This is a genomic window from Acinetobacter sp. SWAC5, from assembly GCF_003419885.1.
GTDB lineage: Bacteria > Pseudomonadota > Gammaproteobacteria > Pseudomonadales > Moraxellaceae > Acinetobacter > Acinetobacter cumulans.
Map to the genome: position 1 here is coordinate 285,631 of NZ_QUWR01000001.1, position 26,534 is coordinate 312,164.

Sequence of the window (26,534 nt, forward strand, 5' to 3'; positions counted from 1 at the left end):
AAGGTTGCTTAAAGTTTGTGCTGTATTTTAAGTCAAAAAGAAAATGAAGATCGCTTATTCGTCTATGAGGGTAAGCGATCTTTTTTTATCAATATCATAAATGCGCTGTTTTAAATTTCTCATCTCAGACAAACTGGCAAATTTTTTCGATTTTAATTTTTGCTGTAGGAACTGATATTGCAGTTTGGTCGAAAAGTCGGCTGCAAGTTTATCAGCCTGTTCGGGTGAAGAAGTATAGTCGTCTACATTGGCCTGAGGCAGAATCTGGGCTAATTCATGATGATAATTCGCACAAGCGCCCATCACATAATAACTCGACAATTCTGGATCATCAGGTAAGTCATCAAAAATGATGTTTAAGACATTTAAGATTTTAAATAACAGTTGATCTTGTGGAACCAACGCACGTAAAGGTTCAAAGTGAATATATAAGTAAGGATGATTCATTAAAATTGCGATGACATATTCTTCAGCATCAATTTTAGTACTAAAGCTGAGGGAAGCATCTGTGTTGACTTGAGGTTGCCAACGTTTATTAAAACCAAGCTTTTCTCGGAAATACTGCTGTAATAAGTAGCGATATGACCCCGCTTTTGGTAAAAGTTCAGTTAAGTTGCGTAGTTCACCCATCACCTGACTTTTGCCTTCAGGTGAAGCAATATCTTGTTCACGTGTCAGCTGAGCAAATACAAATTCGGACAGAAGCGGAGAGGTGTCTAATAAACGACGGAAGTTTTCAATTCCTTCACGACGGATTAATGAGTCTGGGTCGTGATCATTTGGTAGTACAAAGAATTTTAATTCACGACCGTCATTGAGTAAGGGTAAGGCAATTTCCAGTGTGCGACGGGCAGCTTTTTGGCCTGCAGCATCACCATCAAAGGCCAAAGTAATACGGTTATTCTTTTTATCATTTTGATTAAAAAGAATATTGAGATGTTCTGTATTACTGGCTGTTCCTAAAGTCGCCACTGCACCAGCAACACCATATTGTTGCAAGGCGATTACGTCCATATAGCCTTCGACCATAAGCCAGTCATGGGCTTTTTGCTTACGTCCTTCATATAGGCCGTACAGCAATTGGTTTTTATGGAAAACTTCGGAATCAGGGGAGTTGATATATTTGGGTTTAATTTCGTCGTTAAGTGCACGACCACCAAAGCCAACAACCCGACCTTTTACATCTCGAATTGGGAAAATCACACGGTCGCGTAATAAGTTAAAGCTACGGCCATTATCATTGGTACGAATAAGTCCCAGTAACTTAATGCCTTCAATATCTTGCGGAAATGCTTTTTCTAAATGTTGCCAATCTTCGGGTGCATAGCCCAAACGCCAATAAGCAATGGTGTCGCTTGTTAGGCCACGTTGTTTAAAATATTGCTGTGCTGTTTGGCTTTGAGGTAATTTTTGTTCATAAAATTGCGCAATATTTTCCAACAAATCATACAAATTACCATCTTGAGCAGCCTCTTCAGGCACATTGAATTGATCAAAGCCTACGAATGGGTCTTGAAAAGCAGATTCGTCAAATGCTTGAAATTCAGCAAATGGGTCATGTTCTAAATTAGGGGTAAATGCGTCATTGCTGGTTTGTGCTTTAGTTGGATTGTCTTTATTGGGCGCAACTGTAGCTGCAGTGACTTTGGGTTTGGCTGCTTCGCGTTTGTATTTAAGTTTATTGGCGTCGCGGTTATCTTTAGGTAACTCAATTCCTGTCTGACTCGACAAATCCTTCATGACATCCACAAAATTGCGACTGCCAATATCCATTAAAAAGCGAATGGCATTCCCGTTGGCTTGGCAACCAAAACAGTGGAAATATTGTTTATCGCGATAAACATGAAAAGAAGGTGATTTTTCTTGATGGAAAGGGCAACAGCCTGAATAGGTACGGCCAGTCTTTTTCAATTTCACGAATTGACCAATCACATCGACAATGTCGGTGCGATCTAAAATTTGATCAATTGTATGTTGAGGGATAGCCATGCCGTTGCCGATTTAATCTAGAAATTTAATGTGAAACAAATAAGAAATTGTTTTTACAGCACAAATATTGAGTGATTCAATAAACGTAGCTGTAGGGTAAAAGGTTTAAGTCTATCTTTTATACAATTGTTGAGCTGTTGAGCACAAGCCCAAAACTAAAATATAAAAGGGCAAGTATGATAACTTGCCCTATGAAAAATTGCACCCAGAATAGCGGTGGAATTACTCAGCTGGTTTCTCAATGGTCGTCGTTTCAGTTTTTGGACGGTCCAGTAGGCCGAAACTCAAACGATTTGTGAGGCTACGCTCGTCATTGTCAGCAGAAGACTGCGTTTTGCTGTCTTGCTCAGAGTGGGTACGACCTTCTTTACCAAAAATACCAAGGGTGGCACGGTTGATTAAACTGCCGTCACTACGTGCTGCACGCATATTCACTGTGCCATCTGCTTTTACAAGCTCAGGATAGTTTTGTTTTAAAACGTTAATATATTGTTGAGCAGTGGCTTTATCACCAAGTTTATCATAACCGTATGCTGTGGTTGCCAGTGCTTCTGGAATTTGTGGGGTTTGAGGATAGTGTTCAATGACCCAAAGTGAACGTTCAACAGCAGCTAAATAAGCCTTACGTTTGATATTAAAACGAGCCGCATTCATTTCACTTTCAGCCAATTCTTGGCCAATAAATTTCATGCGCTGTGCTGCATCTACCGCATATTCGCTAGATGGATAGCGACGAATAAAGTCGACAAAGTTTTGATATGCAAGTTTTAAATAGCTCACATCACGATGTGCTTGCTTTAAAGAAGTGTAACGAAGTAGGCCATCATAGTTTTGTTCCATGTTTGAAACGCCACGAACATAATAAGCATAGTCTACTTTCGGGTGTTGTGGGTTTAGGCGAATAAAGCGGTCTGCTAAAGCCACTGCACCTTCATAATCTTTTTGCTGGAATTTCACATACAACAATTCAAGCTGCGCTTGTGTTGCATAATTACCTGTTGGGTAATACGTTTCTAAAGCTTCTAGGTGTTTTGCGGCATCTGTATATTGATGACGATCTAACGCTTTTTGTGCTTTTTCAATATAAACTTGCTCACTAGAGAGTGGGCCAGTATCTACAACTTCTTTTTTGGGATTGCTGCTGCAGCCTACCATTGCCGATGCAATGCCAATTGTTAGAGCAAGCATTGTCATTTTATAATGTGGTAGTGACATAAAAATTCCTCTGTTATTACGGGCAATGAGCTACAATTGCACTATTAAACCACTTTTGTCTGAATGAGCAAATGAGTCAAGCACAATCTTCCAATTCTACTTTCCCTGAAACTGATTTCAATTTACTTGAAGATTCTGAGGATGCAGATAACCATACTTCAGACTCAACTGCAACACGTTTATCGTTGCAATTTCAATTGGATGAAAGCTATCTGGGACAGCGTATAGATCAAGTTGCAGCAGCAGTTTGGTCAGACTTTTCACGTGAGAAGCTAAAACAATGGATTAAAGACGGCAGTTTGCTGGTCGATGGCGTAGTCGTAAAGCCAAAATTTAAATGTGAAGGTGTTGAATTATTAAGCCTTGATGTTGAATTAGAGCCTCAAACACGCAGTTTGCCTGAAAATATTCCACTGGATATTGTTTATGAAGATGATGATATTATTGTCATTAATAAACCCGTAGGTATGGTTGTACACCCAGGTGCCGGTAACATTACAGGTACTTTGGTGAATGCCTTGCTGTATCACTATCCAAAATCTGTTGAACTTGCACGTGCAGGTTTGGTACATCGTATCGATAAAGACACGTCAGGCTTATTGGTTGTTGCAAAAAACCTAGAAGCTCAGTTTGCGTTAAGTCGCCAACTCGAGAAAAAATCGGTTTACCGTATTTACGATTTAGTCGTGTACGGCAACATTATTGCCGGTGGCACGGTTGATCAACCGATCAAGCGCCATCCAGTTGACCGTGTAAAAATGGCTGTATTGCCAGGCGGTAAAGATGCAGTAACACACTATAACGTTAAAGAACGTTTCCAACATTTTACACGTGTACAAGCTCGCTTAGAAACAGGTCGTACGCACCAAATTCGTGTGCACTTTACCTATATTGGTCATGGCTTGGTGGGCGATCAAGTATATGTGCCACGTGTGCGTTTACCTGCGGGTGCTTCTGAGTTATTAGAAGACACTTTACGTGGTTTTAGACGTCAAGCACTTCATGCAGCTAAACTCGGTCTAGTGCACCCACGTACACGTGAAGACATGATGTTTGAAGCACCTTGGCCTGAAGACTTTACACAATTGGTTGAAGTCTTACGCACAGAAAATAAAGCGTACTAATTTCAATATGAAATTAAGCCCATATAAAGGCAATCTAAGTTGCCTGAGTATGGGCTTTTTTCGTTATGATGGGTTTAATGTTGTAAATGAAAGGGAATGGACATGCAGTTTGTTGAAGGCTTGCCGAAAGGGATCTATGTTGGTCAGACCCGTGTACACCACGCGCAGACCTTGGCAACTAGCAATGAAGCACTCAGTGGATTTAATTTAGCATTACATGTTCAGGATGATGCACAGCGTGTGCAACGCCATCGTATGGCATTGCTCAACGATTTTGCTACTTATGGCGTAAATAAAGTTACATGGATGACGCAAACCCACAGTACGATGTGTCATACCATTAATGAACAAATTCCTTTTGAAGCATTAGAGGGAGATGGCTTGGTCACTCAGCGTCAAGGTCATGCGCTGATGATGATGACAGCAGATTGTTTACCTGTGGTTTTGGGCAATGCAATGGGCACTGAAGTTGCAAATTTGCATGCAGGTTGGCGCGGTTTGGCAGGCGGTATTATTGAAAACACCATTGCAGAAATGCAAACAGCGCCAACATGGGCGTGGTTAGGTGCGGCCATTAGCCAAGCGTGTTTTGAAATTGGTGCAGAAGTAAAACATGCATTTTGCTCAAAATATCCTGCCTTAGAAGATGCCTTTAAAACAGGTGAAAAAGCCGATAAATATTATGCAGACCTATATGCTATTGCACGTTACATTTTAGCCCAACATGGGGTACAGACCATTTTAGGTGGCGATCAATGCTCATACAGCCAAGCAGACGAGTATTTTTCATATCGCCGTCATGCCGAAACAGGGCGCATGGCAACATTCGTGTTTATGGCTTGAAAATGTTAAACTTGAGTGAATCTATCAGCTTTTAATTGTTATGTCTTTGTCTGATCAATCTCTCGCTATTGTTTATCACAGTCCATACGGGCATACCGCTAAAGTTGCTGATTTTATTGCACAAGGGGCTAGAAAAGTCGGGGTTCAAGTTCATTTAATGGATATTGAACATTTAGATTGGGAAGCACTAGATGCAGCTCAAGCGATTGTATTTGGTTGCCCAACTTATATGGGTAATCTTACCTCGGGCTTAAAGCTATTTATGGAGCAGTCTTCTAAGCGTTGGCTCGCGCGTTCATGGCAAGGCAAATTAGCTGCGGGTTTTACCAATGGTGGTGGATTGAGTGGTGATAAGTTGGCTGTCTTACAGCAAATTAACTTATTTGCCATGCAACATGGCATGTTGTGGTCAGGCTTACCGATGATGCCTACAGGCCGTGGCACTCAAGATTTGAATCGTATGTCGAGCTTTTTAGGATTAATGACACAATCTGACAATGCACCTGTAGAAGTAACACCACCTTCAGGAGATTTGGAAACTGCACTTTGGTTTGGTGAGTATTTGGGCTTATTGTTAAGTCGCCTTAAATAATAATGTATTGTTGGAATTAATTGTTAATATATATTTCAACTATAAATGAATGAAAAGCCAAAAGAAATTGCTTGCTTTTGGCTTTTTTTTGCCTTGAAATTGGCATTTTATAGGGTTTTAGTGTGATTTTAGTCACATAATGATATATAAATTTGAGATATTTCTTGTTCTAATCTTCTCATAAAACCGCCGAGGACGGCGCGATTAAAAAAGAAAAGAAGGATGAGCTAAAATGAAAAGAACAACACTTGTCGTTGCGCTTACGCTCTGTTTTGCAAATAGCGTATATGCAGCAGATGGGCTAAATCTCTTGGACGATCAGTAGCTCTCCAAAGTCAATGGTCAAGCTTTACTGAGCATGACCGTAACCGATCCAGAATTTACCAATGCGCAAATGAAAGCAGAAAATATTGGCTTTTATAAGCTTGGTATGGATGCTGTCATGGATTTAAATATTAATGTGAAGAGCTTAAAACTCGGCTGTGGCGGTGTAAATGGTGCAGGTGGCTGTGATATCGATATTGATAATTTAAGCCTGAGCGGGCAAAGCAATACTGCAGATGGACGAGCATCATCTTCTGCTCAACTCACCAATCCGTTTATTGAATTTGCAGTGAAAAACCCTAAAAGTGCAGCTGCACGTGAAATCGTAGGTTTCCGTCTTAGTGCAGATAAAGTTGTGGGCTTGCTCACCACGGGGACAGAAAATAGTTCTAAACCCAATGGGATTAATAGTTTATCTGGCTATATGAAAGTACAGTCAGACAGCAGTGGCACCATTAAAGGCTTAGCCAGCACAGCGGCGACGCGATACAACTTATATGGCTCAAATCAATACGGCAATCTTTCTGTAAATGGTCGATTACAAGCCTTAGGTTTAGGCGGAATTGCAGAAGTTGCATTTACCACCACGGCGGGTGGTTTTAATATTCCAGATATCAATAACAACCCATTTACCACGCCCGCAATTGTGGTGAATGGTACGCGTATGAAATCCGTCACACTGGTATCTCGGGTAAATGTACCTGATATTTTGTTGGGCGATGATAAGAGTGGTTATGCGCCTGAAGGTAAAGTTAATTACGACCCAACCACTGGATACCCAACAGGTGTTACTGCTTTGGGCGGAAAGGTAACAGCAACCGTGACCAGTTGTAATTTATTGGCTTGTTTATTGGCACCAACAAACTCTAAGTTTGAAAATGTATATATGAACGGAAAAATTACAGGCGTAACTGCGGATTTAACATTGAATCAGTCTTTGGGCTTAATTCATAATTTACCGATCAACTCCGCCGTATCCCTAAGTTTGCAAAAGCAAGCGGTCAAATGGTTGGGCACCAATGATGATGATATTGCACAAAAAGGTTGGTGGTTGTCTGCAAAAGATCCAGTCAATATTGGTGAAGTAATTCCACAAGATTTGATTAATATTGATCAACTGTTCCCACAAATTGGTACGGCCGTCAGTGATTATTTACAAAAGAATCCTGCCAAAACCAATGATTTGGGGGGCTTGTTAAAGCTAGGTGCATTAACTGCCAATATTGGTAATATTGATTTGAGTAACACGCCATTGAAATTAAATGTTGAAAACTTAATTTTAAAAGGCCAAAGCTTTGCATCTAACTGCTATGGTGGTTTGAAATTCTGTTAATTGAAGATATTTAATTGACTAAGTTGAAGCATATAAGTAAAAAAACCTCCGCATTGGGAGGTTTTTTTACAGATAAAAATAAATTTTTATTTGTGCATAATGCGGGCTTTGTCACGTTGCCAGTCACGGTCTTTTTCAGTTGCACGTTTATCGTGCAATTGCTTACCTTTTACTAAGGCAATTTCTAGCTTGGCATTTGGACCTTTCCAATAACATGCCAGCGGTACACATGAATAACCTTTTTGATTAATCGCACCCATGAGTTTTTCAATTTCACGGCGGTTGAGTAAAAGCTTACGTGTACGCGTTGCTTCAGGTACAACATGCGTAGAAGCACTGAGTAGGGGCTGAACCTGCGCGCCAAATAGAAAAGCTTCGCCATTTTTAAAAGTAATATAACTTTCAACAATGGTCATACGGCCTGCACGCATTGATTTGACTTCCCAACCTTGTAAAGAAAGTCCTGCTTCAAATTTTTCTTCAATAAAATAATCGTGGCGTGCACGCTTGTTGAGTGCAATAGTGCCGCCGTTATTTTTTTTAACTACAATACTTGCTTTCGCCATAATCTGATACTTCCAAACTTAAGACTATTGTACCCGAACTTACATAGATATGAAGTTTTTAAATGATGGAGTTTCTTCACCCAAAAACAAGATTTTGCTAAAATATAGTCCTACAAAATAAACTGAGTACAAATGGATGTCTAAAACTCGCGTAATTTATCCGGGTACATTTGATCCTATTACCAATGGGCATATTGATTTGGTTACACGTGCAGCCCGCATGTTTGATGAGGTTGTGGTTGCAATTGCGATTGGGCATCATAAAAATCCGGTATTTAGTTTGGAAGAACGTGTCGAGTTGGCAAAGGATTCTTTAAGCCATTTGAACAATGTTGAATTTGTAGGATTTGATGGTTTGCTGGTGAATTTTTTTCATGAGCAAAATGCCACAGCGGTATTGCGCGGTTTACGCGCCGTATCGGATTTTGAGTATGAGTTCCAATTGGCTAACATGAACCGCCAATTAGATCCACACTTTGAAGCGGTGTTTTTAACACCATCTGAACAGTATTCATTTATTTCAAGTACCTTGGTACGTGAAATTGCTCGCTTACAAGGTGATGTAACGAAATTTGTTCCTGCAAATGTCGAAGCTGCCTTTAAGCGCAAACTTAAACAAGGCTGGTAGAGTGTCTTTATATATCACCGATGAATGCATCAATTGTGATGTTTGCGAACCTGTATGTCCAAATGAGGCAATTTTTATGGGGGAGGTCATTTATGAAATTAACCCTAATTTATGTACAGAGTGCGTTGGGCATCATGATAAACCGCAATGCCAATTGTTTTGTCCTGTCGACTGTATTCCGCTTGATCCCAATCATGCGGAAACGCAGGATGAGCTATTTGCAAAGTATGAAAAACTGACTGCTCAAAAAACATCAAGCAATTAGTTCAAATTTTTGCTAAGATGCGCCTCGAAGTGAGCCAGACGATCGCTGCTGTGGAAATCTCCGTGATTGAAGCAGGGGAGGAAAGTCCGGGCTTCATAGGGCAAGGTGCCAGGTAACGCCTGGGCGGTGTAAACCGACGGCAAGTGCAGCAGAGAGAAGACCGCCTTCATTATGTTTTCGAGCAATCGGAATCGGAGGTAAGGGTGAAAGGGTGCGGTAAGAGCGCACCGCATGGCTGGTAACAGTTCATGGCGAGGTAAACCCCACCGGAAGCAAGACCAAATAGGGATCCAATAGGCATGGCCCATGCTGGATCCGGGTAGGTCGCTTGAGCGTATGAGTGATTGTGCGCCTAGAGGAATGATCGTTCTAGACAGAACCCGGCTTATCGGCTCACTTCAACAAATTTTGATCAATTAAGCGCATTAGGTACTTGACGTGCCGTGGATAAAACCACATAATGCGCGCACAGTTTAAGGCTATGTAGCTCAGTTGGTTAGAGCACCGCACTCATAATGCGGGGGTCACAAGTTCAAGTCTCGTCATAGCCACCATATTCTGAAAAAACCCGCTCCGATTGAGCGGGTTTTTTTATCTAAGGTAAATATTTTTTAATTAAAAAAAGCACCTAAATTTCAGGTGCTTTAACTAGATTTATTAACTACGTAGTCCTAAGTATTCCCAATAAGAAATATGTATTGACCAAGTGAAATCATTATTTCTATTCATCTGGGTATTAAATAGATCAGGATTATCATTATATGAGGTAAAGTTATTTTCATCTTTTCGAGAAATTAAACCTATTTTATAAGCAAAATTTCCTAGGTCATGTGCATCTTTGTAATCTAAACCATCAATTTTACCTATTTGTTCAGGTGAGCGTCCTCTTATGAAATAACTCTCAATAGCAAAAATTAGTTCGTTATAATTATATTCTTTTTTATGGCCTCTAAAGCTATCAATGAATTTATCTAACTCTTTAAATTGATGCTTGTGCTCTTTAATTAGATCAGATTTTCTTTTTTCACCGAATGTGTGCAAAATTTGATTGATATGCTCTAAGCTTACTTTTTGCTTACGTGGGTTTTCGGCGGCTTTTTCTAATGCCATTCGACATACTTGATTTAGCCATCTTGGTCTCTTATTTGAAAAAGATTGGATAGCAAAAAATATAGATTGTTCTTTGTTTTGCCAAGTAATAGGAGATTCAAAGACAACTTTAATTAAATCATGATATTGATTTTCATAATTATATTTTGCTTCTTTTGATGTTGGATATTTCCTATTTATATAGGCTAATATTTGTTTTGATAAAATGTCTCTTATTTGTCTAGATGACCAACTTATTTCTGTAATGTACTGTTCCCATTTATCTAAATCCTCTAATGTTCTGAGATTGGACCATACATCAGATCTAATTGTTGATCTTATAAAAAGACCGTTCATTTCATTGGAAAGTGATCTAATAGCACTGAAGAATGCGCCAACACGTGCTTGATTGAGAGCGTCATCTAGATATTTTGCATCGATATCATCTATAAGAAACCAAATTTCAATATTTTGATTTTCTTCTTGGAATCTATTGAGCAATGCAATTGGATCAACTTTATTAGTAATTTTTTTTTCGGGTAATAAAGGGATCTTTAGTGTAAGTCGATCGATCAAAGCACTTAGTAAATTTCTGCCCTTGAGACCATTTAGTTCGGATGCTTCAACTAAAGATATATCTGTATCATTCAGTGCAACAGAAATTTTAGAACCAATTTCAATATTTATTCTTTGGCAAATTACTTGTTTCCAGTAATTTTCGAGATAAGCTTGGTCAGTACTATGGAAATTCCCAAGACCTAATAAATTATTTCCTGTTTCCCTAATTACAAACTTTTTATTATTATCTAAAAGTTTTTGGTGAAAGACTGATAATAAAGCAGATTTTCCCATACCCTTTTTAGCGCTAACTACACTAATTTTCTTGTCAAAATTAAAAAATTTGGAAAATTTAGGATTCTCTACGAAATAGCTTTCGAGAACGTTAATATCCTCATCTTCGCCAGCCTCATTACCAAAAATTTCATCATTTAAATTTATTCTAAGCATTTAAAAATTTTCAAAAATATAGTTGGATGAATTTACAGTATATTAAAAAGTCTTTCAATATCATTACTTTGAAAATCATCTCGCATCTTTAAAAACTGCTTTTCATCTAAGTCATAGAGTCTTAGAGAAAGCAGTTTTTCTATATCTTCTTCGGAGAAGCGGTATTTAATAATTTTTGCAGGTACACCGCCTACGACTGCATAAGGTGGCACATCTTTGGTCACTACTGCGCCTGTTGCGACCACAGCACCTTCGCCAAGTGTCACACCTTGCATTATCATGGCGCGTGAACCAATCCAGCAACCATCGCCAATGATTGTATCGCCAGCAGGTACAAAACTACGCGTATCGAATGGAAAAGCTGAAATCCAGTCCGTACGGTGCAATTGATTGCCACCCATCATAATCACGCACTCTGCGCCAAAACAGACAAAATTACCGATATGTAGCTGATCAATTGGTTTATCTACAGTTGAAGGCTTGTCATGCAAATAACGCACGACACAGCGCTCAAAGCCCTGATCCCAGTAAGCTGAGTAATAGCTGTAATTGCCCTTAATATGAATGTTGGGGTTTTTAACTGTTTTAGAGATAAACTCAAATTCACACCAATGATTCACAGGAGAATTAATCAATTTTTCAGACATACAATTTAAAAAGCTAAACAAGTGCAGTGCTATTTTATATCACTGGGTGCAAAAGTCTAAATAAACTGTAAACGGATTAAATGTGCTGCATCTGTATGACGCATTCCATTCTTACGCCATGCGAGATAACGCTCTGTAATATCTTTTCCAGATAAATCTTCTACAACAAGATAGCCCAAATCCCACATTAAGTCGTGCAGTTGTTGTGTATTAAAAAAACCAATGATTGGTTCATTGAGTAAGTGTGTCACTTGACTGAGTAACATGGTGCCAAGGCGTTCAATACCCTGTAAATTTTGATATGGCACCGAATAATCAAACACAAGTTCACTGTCAGTGGCGGCGCAACTTGCCAGATCTTTTAAAGTACTGAGTGTTGTTTCTGGTTTGAGATAATGTGTTGTGCCTAGCCAAGAAAAATGTGCAATTTGATTGGCATCGTAGCTACTTTTTCCAAGTGCCTCACTGAGTTTTTCTTGTTCAAAATTAATGGGCACAAATGCGACATTCTCTGGAATTTTTCCATGTTCGCTTAAAATTTTAATTTTTAGTGCTTGAGTATCTGGATGATCGACTTCGTAAATTTTGACATCAGGGTATTTGGCTGCAGCACGTAAAGCAAAAGAATCTAGGCCAGCGCCAATCATCACATATTGCTTTACGCCACGATCGAGTGCTTCGTATAGCCAGTCCTCACTATAAGCCGAACGTAATGCAACTTGTGTGACCAGCAAATCCCATGCGTGTCGTACGGGCGATGTTTTTAATAGTCGCATGAGCGCCTTATTTGAAAGTATAAATCGCCATGCGGGACTGGTCATGTTGATAGCATAAGCATCATGAAATAACGGTCGCTGATTGCTAAGGTTGTCGTATGCGCGAATAGCGGCGGCTGCTTGAGCGGTATTGCTGGCACGTCCAGTTTTCATAATGCATGCACACTTCAATTATTTTAATTTGATGTGATTACACTAATAGAATGCGCAAAATTTGCAATGACAATAATGATTTAAACGTTTGAATGTTGTTGCAAGTTGGCAAGTAAGTATTTTCAAATGGCAATAAAAAACCCCTCTAAAGAGGGGCTTCAATGGTGAATCATTTCAATTAAGAAAGGTATTCAACTTTAACAACTTCATATTCAACTTCACCATTTGGTGTTTGAATTTTTGCTTCGTCGCCTTCATTTTTACCCAAAAGACCACGTGCAATCGGTGAGTTCACAGAGATTTTATTAATTTTAAAATCAGCTTCGTCATCACCAACAATACGGTAAGTTTTTTGTTCTTCAGTGTCTAGGTTTTCAATCGTCACTGTTACACCAAATACGACACGACCGTTTTGCTCAAGGTCTTTTACATCAACAACTTGGCATGCACCTAGTTTGCCTTCGATGTCCTGAATACGACCTTCACAGAAACCTTGTTGCTCACGGGCTGCATGATATTCTGCATTTTCTTTTAAGTCACCGTGTTCGCGTGCTTCAGCAATAGAAGCAGTAATACGTGGGCGATCCACAGTTTTAAGTTGGTGTAATTCTTTCTCTAAGGCAATTTTGCCTTCAGGAGTCATAGGATAACGTTGCATGGTTGTCCCTCAAAAAATTGTCAAAAAGACAAAGTATATAAATGAAAAAAGCCCGCCACCAAGAAGGTGACGGGACTTCTCGGTAGCTTAATTAACCTTTGGTAAGGTCTTGCAAGCGGTATACATCCATTGGCAATTTAATTGCTAGGGCTTGGCATACAGCATCTGCACCGTTTAATGTAGTGGTGTTGTACACTTTACCTTGGAGTGCTGAACGGCGGATAGAGAATGAATCCTCTTGTGCCTTTTTACCTTCAGTCGTGTTGATCACAAGGTGGATTTCGCCGTTTTTAATACGGTCCACAATGTTAGGACGACCTTCAGTGACTTTATTCACGCGCTCACATTCAAGACCAGCTTCACTGATAACGTTAAATGTACCATCAGTCGCAAGAATCTTGAAGCCTAAATCAATAAGTTGTTTCGCAATGCCTGCAGCACGTGGCTTGTCTGAATCACGCACTGAAATAAATGCATGTTTCACTTCACCTTCAGTTGGTAGGCCAGGTAAACGTTCGTTTGCACCTAAAACAGCTTTGTAGAATGCTTCACCAAATGTTTTACCCACACCCATTACTTCACCTGTAGATTTCATCTCAGGTCCAAGAATTGGGTCAACGCCAGGGAACTTGTTGAATGGGAACACTGCTTCTTTTACAGAGAAGTGCTCAGGGATAATCTCTGCAGTGAATCCTTGAGATTCTAGAGATTGACCTGCCATACAACGTGCAGCCACTTTCGCTAAAGATTCGCCGATGCACTTAGATACGAATGGAACAGTACGTGATGCACGTGGGTTCACTTCTAAGATGTAAACGTCATTACCTTTAACAGCAAACTGTACGTTCATCAAACCAATTACGCCAAGCTCTTTCGCCATTGCAATTGTTTGACGGCGCATTTCGTCCTGTACTTCTTTAGATAAAGAGTAAGGAGGGATAGAACATGCAGAGTCACCAGAGTGAATACCAGCTTGTTCGATGTGCTGCATGATACCGCCGATCACAACGTCTTTACCGTCAGATACGCAGTCTACGTCAACTTCGATTGCGTCATCTAGGAAACGGTCAAGAAGTACTGGCGCTTCGTTTGATGCTTGAACCGCATCACGTAAGTAGCGTTTTAATTCTTCGTCGTTGTAAACGATTTCCATTGCACGACCACCCAATACATAAGAAGGGCGTACTACAAGTGGATAACCAACTTTCGCAGCTTCAGCCATACCTTCTTCAGCAGATTTTACGATGCTGTTGTTTGGTTGGCGAAGTTGTAGACGTTGAATCATTTGTTGGAAACGTTCACGGTCTTCTGCACGGTCAATCGCGTCAGGTGAGGTACCAATAATTGGCGCACCAGCTTCTTCCAAAGCACGAGCCAATTTTAAAGGTGTTTGACCACCGTACTGTACGATAATGCCTTTAGGCTTCTCGATACGCACGATTTCAAGTACATCTTCAAGTGTAATTGGTTCGAAGTACAAACGATCTGATGTGTCGTAATCTGTAGAAACAGTTTCAGGGTTACAGTTCACCATGATTGTTTCATAGCCGTCATCACGCATAGCAAGCGCTGCGTGTACACAGCAGTAATCGAATTCGATACCTTGACCAATACGGTTAGGACCGCCACCAATTACCATGATCTTGTCACGAGTTGAAGGATTTGCTTCACATTCTTCATCGTAAGTTGAGTACATGTAAGCTGTGTCAGATTCGAATTCTGCAGCACATGTATCCACACGTTTGTAAACTGGCGTTACGCCCAAGTTCCAACGGTGTTTACGGAATTGTTTTTGTGAAATGCCCATCAAGTTCGCAATGCGAAGATCTGATAAACCTTTACGTTTGAATGAACGGATGTTGTCCGCGTTCAAATCACCAAAACCTAAAGTTTTGATTTGGTTTTCAGATTTGATGATGTCTTCGATTTGGATTAAGAACCAACGGTCGATATTGGTTGCAGCAAATACTTCGTCTAGTGTGAAACCATGACGGAATGCATCGCCTACATACCAAATACGCTCAGGACCTGGAACTTTAAGCTCTTGTAAGATTTTCTCACGCGCGCCCTCAGAACCCACTTCGATTTTTTCGTCAAAACCACAAGCGCCAACTTCAAGACCACGAAGGGCTTTTTGTACAGACTCTTGGAAGTTACGACCAATCGCCATCACTTCACCTACAGATTTCATCTGAGTTGTAAGCGTTGCGTCAGCTTGTGGGAATTTTTCGAAGTTGAAACGTGGAATCTTTGTTACAACGTAGTCGATCGCAGGTTCGAACGAAGCAGGAGTTGTACCGCCAGTGATGTCATTTTTCAATTCATCAAGGGTATAGCCAACAGCCAATTTCGCAGCGATTTTTGCAATTGGGAAACCAGTTGCTTTAGACGCAAGGGCAGATGAACGAGAAACACGTGGGTTCATCTCGATCACAACCATACGGCCGTCTTTCGGGTTGATACCAAACTGAACGTTCGAACCGCCAGTTTCAACACCAATTTCACGAAGTACAGCTAAAGATGCATTACGGAGTAATTGGAATTCTTTGTCTGTTAATGTTTGTGCAGGAGCAACAGTGATTGAGTCACCTGTGTGCACGCCCATTGGGTCAAAGTTTTCAATGGTACATACAATGATACAGTTGTCGTTTTTGTCACGAACAACTTCCATTTCGTATTCTTTCCAACCAATTAACGATTCATCGATCAATAATTGTTTAGTCGGAGAAAGATCGAAACCGCGTTCACAGATTTCAATGAACTCTTCACGGTTGTACGCGATACCACCACCTGAACCACCCATCGTGAATGATGGACGGATAATCACAGGGAAGCCGAAACGTGCTTGGATTTCCAAAGCGTGTTCCATGCTTTCTGCAACGTCAGCACGTGGACATTCCAAACCGATTTTGCGCATTGCGATATCGAAAAGTTTACGGTCTTCCGCTTTTTCGATTGCTTCTTTTGTCGCGCCAATCAATTCAACATTGTATTTTTCTAAAATACCGTGCTCATCAAGTGCAAGCGCACAGTTCAATGCAGTTTGACCACCCATTGTAGGAAGAACAGCATCTGGGCGTTCTTTCTCAATGATTGCAGCTACAGTTTGCCAAGTGATTGGCTCGATGTAAGTTGCGTCTGCCATAGCAGGGTCAGTCATAATCGTAGCAGGGTTCGAGTTTACAAGAATAACTCGGTAACCTTCTTCACGAAGCGCTTTACACGCTTGAGCACCTGAGTAGTCAAACTCACATGCCTGACCGATGACAATCGGACCAGCACCAATAATTAAGATGCTTTTAATGTCAGTACGTTTAGCCATGATGCTTCCTTAATTACTTCTTAGATGCTTCGATAAGTTCGATGAAATGATCGAACAATGGTGCGCAGTCATGTGGACCAGGGCTTGCTTCAGGGTGACCTTGGAAACTGAACGCAGGTTTGTCTGTACGATGAATCCCTTGAAGAGTTTGGTCGAACAGTGATTTGTGCGTAGCTTTAAGGTTTGCAGGAAGAGTTTCTGCATCCACTGCGAAGCCGTGGTTTTGCGAAGTAATCATCACTGTGCCAGTTTCAATGTTCTGTACAGGATGGTTGGCACCGTGGTGACCGTGAGGCATTTTCACAGTCTTAGCACCGCTTGCAAGTGCAAGAATTTGGTGACCCAAGCAAATACCAAATACAGGTACGTTGCGAGCGTCTTCTACAATTGTTTTTACAGCTTCAATTGCGTAGTCACATGCAGCTGGATCGCCGGGGCCGTTCGATAAGAACACGCCATCTGGATTCAACGCAAGTACGTCAGCAGCAGGAGTTTGCGCAGGCACGACAGTCAATTTACAACCGCGGTCTGCGAGCATACGCAAGATGTTGGTTTTGACACCGTAATCGTATGCAACAACATGGAATTTAAGTTCAGGCTGAGAAAAGCCTTTGCCAAGTGTCCAAGAGCCTTCAGACCATTCAAAGCCTTCAGGGTCGCAACATTCTTTTGCGAGGTCTAAACCATTTAAACCACCAAAAGCGCGTGCTTTTTCTAATGCTTGTTCTTCAGTGATATTTTCACCAGCAAGAATACAGCCGTTTTGCGCGCCTTTGTCACGTAAGATACGTGTTAATCGTCGGGTATCGATATCCGCAATGGCAACAACATTATGTTCTTTTAAGTATTCACCTAATGACTGCGTAGATCGGAAGTTGCTATGCAATAAAGGTAGGTCACGAATGATCAATCCGTTGGCCCATACTTTATGAATTCGACCTGACTCAGCGTCTTCATCATTACAACCTGTATTACCGATATGTGGGTAAGTTAGGGTTACAAGTTGTTGTGCATAACTTGGGTCAGTCAAAATTTCTTGATAGCCAGTCATGGCAGTGTTGAAAACGACTTCACCAGTCGTACTACCCGATGCACCAATAGAAGTACCTTTAAAGATAGTTCCGTCGGCAAGGGCTAAAATTGCTGGGGTGCTCAAACCAAAGCTCCTGAAATTTAGGCTGTAAAAAAGCGAGAAGACGAAAAAAAAGGAAGGTTACTTTAAAACCTACCCTCCCTATGTCTGCTCGCTTGAACTTAACACGGCATTATACGCAGGAACCCCTTGAAAGTCCATTCTAAAAGTCGTGAATATATGAGATAAAGCGCTTGCATTTCTTTAAAAAGTTTGTTTTTGCTGTTTGTCAAAAAATGTAAGCAATTAATTATTGTCTGACAAATCATAAATTAAAATTTATCAACAATCGCTAATATGTAGTTTCATGAATAACTATAGGTATAACAATCATGGCAACTCAAGAAAAAGCAAGTACAGAGAAAACGACCCTGAAGGCTATTGCAACAGAGGGTGCTGATAAGCTTGAAAAAGTGGCGAAAGAAGCAACTGAACAAGCTGTAGAGGCAGTTGTAGATAGTAAAGAAAAACTTCAGGAAGAAGCGAAAGTGCTGAATGCAAATGTGCAAGGTCAACTACAGCAATTGAAACAAGACATTTTGCAAAAAATTGAATTGTTAAAAAGTCATTTTGGTACATCGCAAAAAGATTTCACTGAGTTGAAAACATTTGTCAAAACTGAATTTAATGCTGTATTAGATGATTTATCTAAATTAGGTAAAGAATTGAAAGCAGATGTCTCTGAAATTTCAGGTAAGCACAAAGAGCAAATTACGGAAACGTTTAAGCGCTCAAAAGAGCATACGTTAGAAGCATGGAAAAAAGTGAATCCAGTTAAAGCAGATGCTCAAAATTCAACGTTAAAAAACTAAATATTTCAGCTGAAGTTCACTTGAAAGGGAAATTTACTGAGTAATGAATATACATAAGTAAACTCAAGTGGGTGTTTAGTATAAAAAATGGGTAGGGCAGGGACTGCCCATTTTTTTGTCTTAATTTTGAGTTTTGAATTTAGCCTAGTTGTTGTGTTAGTTCTGAGTTTGGCTATGCGTGCAAAATTTAAGGTAAAACAAATAAAGAAATAAGTTGTCGTTGAATGACGATTAACATGAGTGAAGTATTTGTTATTAAAGCTAAGTTCTAGGCGAAAAAAATGAGGCTAATCGCCTCATTTTTTTGTGCTTTTGATGGACATCAAAATTGATGTAGCCAGTCGCGCTTGTTATGAAAATCTGCTTGTGGGCTACTATGTTGCATTGCGTAATACTGTTCACCTTGTGAGGTTTGGAGTACTGCGCTTAGACCAATATAAAGATCGCTCCACTTTAATTTATGAACCAGCATAAATTCGGTCAGATCAAGACTGACATTTAATCCGTAATGCGTGCGCTTTAATTGGTTCAGCTCAATATCATACGCTGCTTGCGGCGGCATATTTTCCGGATAGCGGTATTCTTCAAACTGATAGGCTTGCCATGCTTCGGAAGGAGAAAGATTGATTTCACGGTAATAGTCTTCACCGTGTACACCAATAAAAATCTCGAAGCAGGTCTGTTCCCATAGAAAGTCACGGCGCGGATTAGATGCAGCAGCTTCTGGCCATTGGATCATTAGATTAGGGTCACGTATCCAAAAACCTGTGTTTAAGGTAAACGGACTTTGTTGTTCAATTGCACCAACTACAGAAATCGCTTGAAACCGGCGATCAAAGGCACTGAGTTCGAAACTAGCCATATAGGGAGATTAGTTTGACAAATGTGCGTGACGAACAAGATTTGAAAGTTTTGGATTTTGCTTTGGTGCTTTTTTGTAAAGCAATGCAATTTTACCAATTGTTTGTACAACTTCAGCACCAGACACTGCCGCCACTTCAGCAATAAGCGCAGCACGTGCTTCACGGTCTTCAGCTACAATTTTAACTTTAATCAGTTCGTGGTCGTTAAGCGCGCGGTTTAATTCTTCAGTTACGCCTTCAGATAAGCCTTTGTCGCCAAGCATTACAACAGGATTTAATGCATGACCAATTTGACGTAAGCGTTTACGTTCTTGAATAGATAAAGCCGCCATAAGTATAACCTAAATTTTAAAACGGCTTAGTATAACAAAAGTGAGATTGAAACGCTGTAAATTCTATGCAATTTATCGATGTAATTTATTGGAAAAACATGTGTTGGATAATGATTTATATACACATGCATACTGCAAAAAGTGTGTTTTTCACGTACAATAAAATATTAGAAGTTATTTTTATTTAGAGAGTTATGGCGACGCGCATTACCAACCAAAAGTTATCTAAAAGTAGTCGTGATTGGATGCGAGAGCATTTAGATGATCCTTTTGTGAAAAAAGCACAAAAGGAAGGCTATCGTGCTCGTGCAGCTTACAAGCTTCTAGAAATGCAAGAAAAATATAAGCTTATTAAGCCGGGCATGGTCGTTGTAGACTTGGGTGCTGCACCAGGCAGTTGGTCGCAAATTGCGGGTAAATTGGTTGGTGAAAAAGGCTTAGTTATTGCTTCTGATATTTTGGAAATGGATGCATTGCCCGATGTTACTTTCTTGCAAGGTGACTTCCGTGAGCAAGAAGTGTTCGATAAATTGTTAAATATTTTAAATGGACGCAAGGTTGACGTTGTAATTTCTGATATGGCCCCCAATACATCAGGTAATAAGGCCGTAGATCAGCCACGTCAAATTTATCTTTGTGAGCTTGCGCTTGATTTTGCGAACAAAGTACTTGGTCCAAATGGTCAATTTGTTGTTAAGGTTTTCCAAGGCACAGGTTTTGATGAGTTTCGTAAGCAGATCGTAGACAGTTTTGATGTATTAAAAACTGCTAAACCTGCTGCATCGCGTGCTCGATCTAAAGAAGTATTTTTAGTCGGGCAGGGGCGTAAGAAAGCTTTGAAATAAAGTTTACTTGCCAATGCGTTAAAAATTGTGCATTTTGTACGGTTTACATTATTGCTTGCTGATCTGCAGCGTTAAATTAGGGTCACCCAGTATTGGGCATGATCAAATTAGATTGAAATGGGAATAAAGCTTTGAGCGATCTTTTTAAGAATGCCGTGTTGTGGCTTGTCATACTGGGTGTGCTGGTGCTTATCTTCAGCAACGTCAGTGACCGCAATCAGCCGACAGCGCTGAATTATTCAGAGTTTGTTGCAGCGGTGAATGCTGGTCAAATTAAACGCGTCACTATTGATGGTGAAAGAATCCGTGGTGAAAAATCAAACGGTTCTGAGTTTGAAAGCATTCGCCCAGCGGTTCAAGATCCTGAACTGATGCCGAATTTGATTAAAAATAACGTTGTTGTTGAAGGTACTGCACCTCAGCGTCAAGGTTTATTGATGCAACTTTTAATTGCAAGCTTCCCAGTATTGTTAATCATTTTGTTATTCATGTTCTTTATGCGGAATATGGGTGGCGGTGCTGGTGGCAAAAATGGTCCGATGAGCTTTGGTAAGTCTAAGGCCAAAATGCTGACAGAAGATCAAATTAAAGTAACATTTACCGATGTTGCTGGCTGTGATGAAGCGAAGCAAGAAGTTGTTGAAATTGTTGATTTCTTAAAAGATCCTGCAAAATTTAAACGCTTAGGTGCAACAATTCCTAAAGGCGTGTTGATGGTTGGTCCTCCGGGTACAGGTAAAACTTTACTTGCGAAAGCCATTGCGGGTGAAGCCAAAGTTCCATTCTTTAGTATTTCTGGTTCTGACTTTGTTGAAATGTTCGTGGGTGTGGGTGCGTCTCGTGTACGTGACATGTTCGAACAAGCAAAACGCCATGCACCATGTATCATCTTCATCGATGAGATTGATGCAGTAGGTCGTCATCGTGGTTCGGGTACAGGTGGTGGTCACGATGAGCGTGAACAAACACTGAACCAAATGTTGGTAGAAATGGACGGCTTTGAAGGTAATGAAGGTATTATCGTGATTGCTGCCACTAACCGTGCAGACGTTCTCGATAAAGCTTTACTGCGTCCAGGTCGTTTTGACCGTCAAGTGATGGTGGGCTTACCAGACATTAAAGGCCGTGAACAAATTTTAAATGTTCACTTGAAGAAATTGCCATCAACAACTGGCGTTGACGTTAAAGTATTAGCTCGTGGTACACCAGGATTCTCTGGTGCGCAATTGGCGAACCTTGTAAACGAAGCTGCATTATTTGCTGCTCGTCGTAATAAAAACACTGTCGATATGCATGATTTTGAAGATGCAAAAGACAAGCTTTATATGGGCCCTGAACGTAAATCGATGGTACTTCGTGAAGAAGAGCGTCGTGCAACGGCTTATCATGAAGCAGGCCATGCAATTGTTGCGGAAATTTTACCGGGCACTGACCCTGTACATAAAGTAACGATCATGCCACGTGGTTGGGCATTGGGTGTGACTTGGCAGTTGCCAGAGCATGACCAAACGAGCCATTACAAAGACAAAATGTTGAATGAACTTTCTATTTTGTTTGGTGGTCGTATTGCGGAAGAAGTGTTCATTAATCAAATGTCGACTGGTGCTTCAAATGACTTTGAGCGTGCAACTAAAATGGCACGTGCAATGGTAACGAAGTACGGTATGTCTGATAAATTAGGCGTTATGGTTTACGAAGATGATTCTCAACAGTCGTTTATGGGAAGCATTGGTAGCCGTACGATTTCTGAAGCAACGCAACAACAAGTAGATGCTGAAGTTCGTCGTATTATTGATGAGCAGTACCGTGTAGCTCGCGATATTCTTGAAAACAACATGGATATTGCACATGCAATGGTGAAAGCATTACTTGAGTGGGAAACGATTGATCGCGAACAAATTCGTGACATTATGGAAGGTCGTGAGCCTCAACCACCTAAAGTATATGTAGCAGAAAATCCTGTGATTGATGTTACGCCTACAGATGGTCCAGCTACGCCACCGCCGTTACCTGCAAATTAATGCATTAACTGCGTAAGTTTAAAAAAGAGTCTCAATGAGGCTCTTTTTTGTTTTTGGGTTAGCACAATTGCGCCTTCACATACACAAAATTGATAACATAGTCAGATTCATGTAGGAGATGTTGTATGCGCTTAATGCCTTTACCAAATAAAATCTTAAAGTGTGGCAAATTGACATTAGATCTGTCGACACCACATGTGATGGGGATTTTAAATGTGACACCAGATTCATTTAGTGATGGCGGGCAACACAATGGTAAAGATGAAGCGGTAGCACGTGCAAAGCAAATGATTGCCGAAGGGGCAACAGTCATTGATGTAGGGGGCGAATCAACCCGACCAGGTGCATCTGTAGTTGCTATCGAAGAAGAAATCCGACGCGTGGTACCAGTAGTAGAGGAATTAGCAAAATTAGGTGTGGTGATCTCAATTGATACCTCTTCACCAGAAGTGATATCTGCAGCTGTAAACGCTGGAGCACATATTTGGAATGATGTACGTGCCTTAACTCGTCCACAAGCATTAGAAACTGCAGCTCGCTTAGACATACCAGTGATTATTATGCACATGCGTGGTGAGCCAACCACGATGAATCATTTGGATCAATATAATGATGTAACTATGGATGTCATGGCGGAAATCTCACAGCGAGTACAAGATGCTCTAGATGCAGGTGTAAAAGCTGAAAATATCATGATTGATCCAGGCTTTGGTTTTGCTAAAAATGCCCAGCAGAATTTAAAATTATTAAAAGAGTTATATCAGTTGAATGCACTTGGTTATCCAATTTTGTCAGCGTTGTCGCGTAAGCGATTTATTGGTGAGGCTGTGGGGGCTGTGGATGCAAAAGAGCGTGCAGTTGGATCTGTAGCAGCACATTTGATGAGTATTCAGCAGGGTGCTTGTATGGTTCGTGCGCACGATGTAAAAGCCACTAAAGATGCAATTTTAGTGTGGAATGCTATGCGTTCGGCCGAAGACTAAACATAATATGACACAGGAGGTAAATCTTGTGGTATGAAATTTTAAGCGGTTTCATTTGGCGAAATTTAATCAATATGGTATATAAGCTCGCTTAATGTGTTTGTATTGAGAACCTGTATGTTTGCAGATCTTCTTCTCCCGATGTTTGACGATGATTATTACCCAGATATCTTGGTTGCTGAAGTTAAACAATTGATTGTCCTGTTTGCTAAAAAAGTCGCTAAAGCGAATCTTTCTGAAACTGATATTTATCAATTTGCCAATGAAACAATTTCACTGGTGAATAAGATGAAACCTCAGTTTGAAGATTTGGACTCTTCACTTGATGATACGGCTGCTGATTATATTGCTGAAGCAATGATGATGGCTGTACAAGAGGAAGGGTATATGGATATTGAAATGGAAGAGTTGGTTGCAAATAGAGAGTGGTAAGCCACTCTCTTGTTGTATCTGGCTATTGGTTTTTTAGTGATTGAGTCTTAGGAGTTGTTTAGTAAATTAATCAGTGGTTGGTTGAGGTGAGGCGTTCAGAAATCTTTCTGCAATTTTAAGTACTGATAAGTTGTAGCGAACATTTTTATTTCAGTATATACACGTAAATCTAGCTAAAAATTTTATGTCCCAGCATGATTTTTATTAACTGTAATTTATCTGACTTAAGCTTAGAGCTGGGTGCGAATTTCGAGCTTTATTGTTTTATGGTTAACATTGAGGATGTTTTTTCTCATGGTATGAGACGGCACATTGATCACAATAAGTCTTCATATTGGGTTTTGGTTGAAAAACAGAGAAATGAAGATCTAAAGGGTTGAGAAAGTTTTAATTATTTTTTGATGAGATATTTTTATTAAATTTTAGACATAAAAAAAACAGCTTAAAGCTGGGTTCTTTATTTGTACCATCTAGTAGAAGGATGGTGCCCGAGGCCAGACTCGAACTGGCACGACTTGAAGGTCGGGGGATTTTAAATCCCCTGTGTCTACCGATTTCACCACTCGGGCATGAGCGCAATAATAGAGGAGCAAATGTAACTTGGCAAGCATAAATAACATTAATTGTTTTATTTTCAAGCAAAACATGAGTTTATGTCTAAAAAAAATCCAAAAATAGCCATTAAGTATGAAAATTAATCAAATATTCATGTGTTTGAGATGAAATTGAAATACGGATTTCTTATTTTGCTTAAAAAAGGAAATCTTTATGAAACCAATTTTAAATCGACGTGAATTGATTCAGCGTGCATTGGCTGGAGTGAGTGCGGTGTCATTGCCTATTGGTTTAACCGCCTGTGGCAGTGATGATGCATCTGACGCATCTAATACAATTGCATTACAATTTTTGCATGGGGTTGCAAGTGGGGATCCGCTCCAAGATAGAGTCATCCTTTGGACGCGGGTAACGGTCGCTGATGTAAATTTACGTTTGGAACTAGATTGGGAAATTGCCACAGACTCCGAATTTAAAAATATACAAAATCGTGGTAAGGCCCAAACCAGTAGTGCAGATGACTTTACCGTGAAAGTAGATGCCGATAAATTAAAAGCCAATCAAAATTATTATTATCGTTTTAAATTTGGTGCTGTCATTTCAGCTGTGGGGCGTACCAAGACTTTAGCTGAGCCGTCTACAGCGCTCGAGCAGGTCCGTTTTGCTGTGTGCTCGTGCTCAAATTATCCAGCGGGTTATTTTCATGTGTATAAAGAAATGGCCACGCTTGATGTCGATGCAGTTTTGCATTTAGGTGATTATATTTATGAATATGGCCAAGGTGGCTATGCGACAGAAGATGCTAAAGCCCTAGGTCGTGAGTTTGCATCTGACAATAGTCAAGAAATTCTCAACCTCAACGACTACCGTAAACGCTATGCTTTGTATCGTTTAGATCCAGATTTACAAGCTTTACATCAGCGCCATCCTTTTGTTGTTATTTGGGACGATCATGAGCTAAGTAACGATACATGGTTAGATGGTGCAGAAAACCATCAAGCCAATGAAGGCAGTTTTGCCGAACGGAAAGCTGCCGCTTTGCAAGCCTATTTTGAATGGATGCCAATTCGAGCTAAAAGCGCTGAAGATCATTTACATATTTACCGTCAGTTTAATTATGGCAATTTAGTGCAACTAAATATGCTAGATACACGCATACTAGCGCGCAGCGAACAGCTTGATTATGCAAACTATATGACAGCAGTAGGTGGCTTAGAGAGTGCAAAATTTACATCTGATTTGTATAACAGTTCTCGTACTTTAATGGGTGCTGAACAATTCGCATGGTTAAACACGTCGCTTGCTAATTCTCAAGCAAAATGGAATGTACTGGGCCAGCAGGTTTTAATGGCTAAAATGCTGATACCCGCAGAAGTATTAACTATTTTAGCAAAAGTGCAAAGTGGTACGGCTGGTGCTACAGAGCTAGCAGCAATTAAGCAGATGATTACAGAATTATCTGCAATTAAAATCCAGTATTTAACAGATCCATCTAAATTGACAACACAGCAATTGACACGGATTCAAACGGTATTGCCTTATAATTTAGATGCTTGGGATGGCTATGCCTATGAGCGTGAAGCATTGTATGGCATGTTACAAAAGCTGAAAAAGCAAGTGGTGGTATTGGCTGGCGATACACACAATGCTTGGTATTCGACCTTGTATGCACAAAATGGCCAGAAAGCAGGTCTAGAGTTGGCAACCAGTTCTGTGTCATCTCCAGGGATGGAAAAATATTTGCAAATTAGCCCAACAGATTTACACAGCTTTGAGCAAGCTTTTGCTTTATTGATTGATGAATTGCAATATTGTAATTTGAGTCAACGTGGTTATTTACTTGTAGAGTTTAAGCAAACAGCTGTAAATGCAAATTGGGTTTTTGTTGATACGGTAAAAAATAAAAACTACCAAATAGACTCAACAACTGCGAAAGCTGTATCTTTCGACTCAAACTTCAAAACTGTTGTGACGGTTGCAAAGAGTGCTTAGACAGTTGTAAAGAGCACTTAGATGTTAAAACTAAA

General features: G+C 40.2%; 22 protein-coding genes, 2 tRNA genes, 1 other RNA gene and 1 pseudogene. 14 read left to right on the forward strand and 12 right to left on the reverse strand.

Annotation, left to right across the window (positions count from 1 at the left end; all coding sequences use genetic code 11):
- Nucleotides 1–54: 54 nt before the first annotated feature.
- Together DYI81_RS01325 and DYI81_RS01330 are read right to left on the reverse strand one after the other, a co-directional pair.
- Nucleotides 55–1,989 carry a CHC2 zinc finger domain-containing protein gene (locus DYI81_RS01325; RefSeq protein ID WP_117006491.1) on the reverse strand — a complete coding sequence of 645 codons (1,935 nt, stop codon included), beginning with the start codon at nt 1,987–1,989 and terminating at the stop codon, nt 55–57.
- A gap of 222 nt (nt 1,990–2,211) precedes the next feature.
- Nucleotides 2,212–3,204, reverse strand: a complete 993-nt coding sequence (locus tag DYI81_RS01330; protein ID WP_117006492.1) for an outer membrane protein assembly factor BamD — start codon at nt 3,202–3,204, stop codon at nt 2,212–2,214.
- 71 nt (nt 3,205–3,275) lie between these two features.
- Between DYI81_RS01330 and rluD the strand changes: the two genes are divergently transcribed.
- The 4 genes and pseudogenes from rluD (at nt 3,276) to DYI81_RS01350 (ending at nt 7,420) form a co-directional block, all read left to right on the forward strand.
- Nucleotides 3,276–4,328: a 23S rRNA pseudouridine(1911/1915/1917) synthase RluD gene (gene rluD, locus DYI81_RS01335; RefSeq protein WP_106984523.1), complete on the forward strand. Its 1,053-nt coding sequence runs from the start codon at nt 3,276–3,278 to the stop codon at nt 4,326–4,328.
- 102 nt (nt 4,329–4,430) lie between these two features.
- Nucleotides 4,431–5,171, forward strand: coding sequence for a peptidoglycan editing factor PgeF (gene pgeF, locus DYI81_RS01340; RefSeq protein WP_117006493.1), 741 nt, complete (start codon nt 4,431–4,433; stop codon nt 5,169–5,171).
- A 40-nt stretch (nt 5,172–5,211) separates the two neighbouring features.
- Nucleotides 5,212–5,763, forward strand: a complete 552-nt coding sequence (locus DYI81_RS01345; protein WP_117006494.1) for a flavodoxin family protein — start codon at nt 5,212–5,214, stop codon at nt 5,761–5,763.
- A 232-nt stretch (nt 5,764–5,995) separates the two neighbouring features.
- Nucleotides 5,996–7,420, forward strand: a pseudogene (locus tag DYI81_RS01350) (hypothetical protein).
- 86 nt (nt 7,421–7,506) lie between these two features.
- Here DYI81_RS01350 and smpB read toward each other — a convergent pair.
- Nucleotides 7,507–7,986 carry an SsrA-binding protein SmpB gene (gene smpB, locus DYI81_RS01355; protein ID WP_086176263.1) on the reverse strand — a complete coding sequence of 160 codons (480 nt, stop codon included), beginning with the start codon at nt 7,984–7,986 and terminating at the stop codon, nt 7,507–7,509.
- A 136-nt stretch (nt 7,987–8,122) separates the two neighbouring features.
- Here smpB and coaD point away from each other — a divergent pair, with 136 nt between their 5' ends.
- The 4 genes from coaD (at nt 8,123) to DYI81_RS01375 (ending at nt 9,433) form a co-directional block, all read left to right on the forward strand.
- Nucleotides 8,123–8,614, forward strand: coding sequence for a pantetheine-phosphate adenylyltransferase (gene coaD / locus DYI81_RS01360; RefSeq protein ID WP_106984528.1), 492 nt, complete (start codon nt 8,123–8,125; stop codon nt 8,612–8,614).
- Between the two features lies 1 nt (nt 8,615).
- Nucleotides 8,616–8,879 carry a YfhL family 4Fe-4S dicluster ferredoxin gene (locus DYI81_RS01365; RefSeq protein ID WP_106984529.1) on the forward strand — a complete coding sequence of 88 codons (264 nt, stop codon included), beginning with the start codon at nt 8,616–8,618 and terminating at the stop codon, nt 8,877–8,879.
- A 26-nt stretch (nt 8,880–8,905) separates the two neighbouring features.
- Nucleotides 8,906–9,283: RNase P RNA component class A (gene rnpB / locus DYI81_RS01370), an RNA gene on the forward strand.
- Between the two features lie 73 nt (nt 9,284–9,356).
- Nucleotides 9,357–9,433 (forward strand) — tRNA-Met (locus tag DYI81_RS01375).
- Between the two features lie 103 nt (nt 9,434–9,536).
- Here the strand turns inward: DYI81_RS01375 and DYI81_RS01380 are convergent.
- The 6 genes from DYI81_RS01380 to carA form a co-directional block, all read right to left on the reverse strand.
- Complete coding sequence (locus DYI81_RS01380) at nt 9,537–10,976, reverse strand: hypothetical protein (RefSeq protein WP_117006495.1); 1,440 nt, start codon at nt 10,974–10,976, stop codon at nt 9,537–9,539.
- Nucleotides 10,977–11,008: 32 nt separating this feature from the next.
- Nucleotides 11,009–11,623 carry a CatB-related O-acetyltransferase gene (locus DYI81_RS01385; protein ID WP_117006496.1) on the reverse strand — a complete coding sequence of 205 codons (615 nt, stop codon included), beginning with the start codon at nt 11,621–11,623 and terminating at the stop codon, nt 11,009–11,011.
- Between the two features lie 56 nt (nt 11,624–11,679).
- The gene (locus DYI81_RS01390) at nt 11,680–12,552 is read right to left on the reverse strand and encodes a class I SAM-dependent methyltransferase (protein WP_117006497.1); all 873 of its coding nucleotides are present in this window, start codon (nt 12,550–12,552) and stop codon (nt 11,680–11,682) included.
- A gap of 178 nt (nt 12,553–12,730) precedes the next feature.
- Nucleotides 12,731–13,210, reverse strand: coding sequence for a transcription elongation factor GreA (gene greA / locus DYI81_RS01395; protein WP_106984533.1), 480 nt, complete (start codon nt 13,208–13,210; stop codon nt 12,731–12,733).
- Between the two features lie 91 nt (nt 13,211–13,301).
- On the reverse strand, nt 13,302–16,532 hold the full coding sequence (gene carB / locus DYI81_RS01400; protein WP_117006498.1) for a carbamoyl-phosphate synthase large subunit: 3,231 nt from the start codon (nt 16,530–16,532) through the stop codon (nt 13,302–13,304).
- Between the two features lie 13 nt (nt 16,533–16,545).
- Complete coding sequence (gene carA / locus DYI81_RS01405) at nt 16,546–17,688, reverse strand: glutamine-hydrolyzing carbamoyl-phosphate synthase small subunit (RefSeq protein WP_106984535.1); 1,143 nt, start codon at nt 17,686–17,688, stop codon at nt 16,546–16,548.
- Between the two features lie 308 nt (nt 17,689–17,996).
- On the opposite strand from carA, the gene DYI81_RS01410 reads away from it, so the two are divergent.
- The gene (locus tag DYI81_RS01410) at nt 17,997–18,476 is read left to right on the forward strand and encodes a hypothetical protein (RefSeq protein WP_106984536.1); all 480 of its coding nucleotides are present in this window, start codon (nt 17,997–17,999) and stop codon (nt 18,474–18,476) included.
- A gap of 322 nt (nt 18,477–18,798) precedes the next feature.
- Here the strand turns inward: DYI81_RS01410 and DYI81_RS01415 are convergent, their stop codons facing one another.
- Nucleotides 18,799–19,338 carry a DOMON-like domain-containing protein gene (locus DYI81_RS01415; RefSeq protein WP_117006499.1) on the reverse strand — a complete coding sequence of 180 codons (540 nt, stop codon included), beginning with the start codon at nt 19,336–19,338 and terminating at the stop codon, nt 18,799–18,801.
- Between the two features lie 9 nt (nt 19,339–19,347).
- A complete protein-coding gene (locus DYI81_RS01420; RefSeq protein ID WP_106984538.1) occupies nt 19,348–19,671 on the reverse strand; it encodes a YhbY family RNA-binding protein in 324 nt (107 codons plus the stop codon).
- A 194-nt stretch (nt 19,672–19,865) separates the two neighbouring features.
- Between DYI81_RS01420 and rlmE the strand changes: the two genes are divergently transcribed.
- The 4 genes from rlmE (at nt 19,866) to DYI81_RS01440 (ending at nt 23,952) form a co-directional block, all read left to right on the forward strand.
- The gene (rlmE, locus tag DYI81_RS01425; protein WP_106984539.1) at nt 19,866–20,516 is read left to right on the forward strand and encodes a 23S rRNA (uridine(2552)-2'-O)-methyltransferase RlmE; all 651 of its coding nucleotides are present in this window, start codon (nt 19,866–19,868) and stop codon (nt 20,514–20,516) included.
- A 131-nt stretch (nt 20,517–20,647) separates the two neighbouring features.
- Entirely contained in the window at nt 20,648–22,537 is a 1,890-nt protein-coding gene (ftsH, locus tag DYI81_RS01430) for an ATP-dependent zinc metalloprotease FtsH (RefSeq protein ID WP_106984540.1), read from the forward strand.
- A 125-nt stretch (nt 22,538–22,662) separates the two neighbouring features.
- Nucleotides 22,663–23,520: a dihydropteroate synthase gene (folP, locus tag DYI81_RS01435; RefSeq protein ID WP_117006500.1), complete on the forward strand. Its 858-nt coding sequence runs from the start codon at nt 22,663–22,665 to the stop codon at nt 23,518–23,520.
- A 117-nt stretch (nt 23,521–23,637) separates the two neighbouring features.
- Nucleotides 23,638–23,952: a DUF5713 family protein gene (locus tag DYI81_RS01440; RefSeq protein WP_106984542.1), complete on the forward strand. Its 315-nt coding sequence runs from the start codon at nt 23,638–23,640 to the stop codon at nt 23,950–23,952.
- A 482-nt stretch (nt 23,953–24,434) separates the two neighbouring features.
- Here the strand turns inward: DYI81_RS01440 and DYI81_RS01445 are convergent.
- Nucleotides 24,435–24,521 (reverse strand) — tRNA-Leu (locus DYI81_RS01445).
- Nucleotides 24,522–24,720: 199 nt separating this feature from the next.
- Between DYI81_RS01445 and DYI81_RS01450 the strand changes: the two genes are divergently transcribed.
- Complete coding sequence (locus tag DYI81_RS01450) at nt 24,721–26,499, forward strand: alkaline phosphatase D family protein (RefSeq protein ID WP_106984543.1); 1,779 nt, start codon at nt 24,721–24,723, stop codon at nt 26,497–26,499.
- The last annotated feature ends 35 nt before the right edge of the window (nt 26,500–26,534 follow it).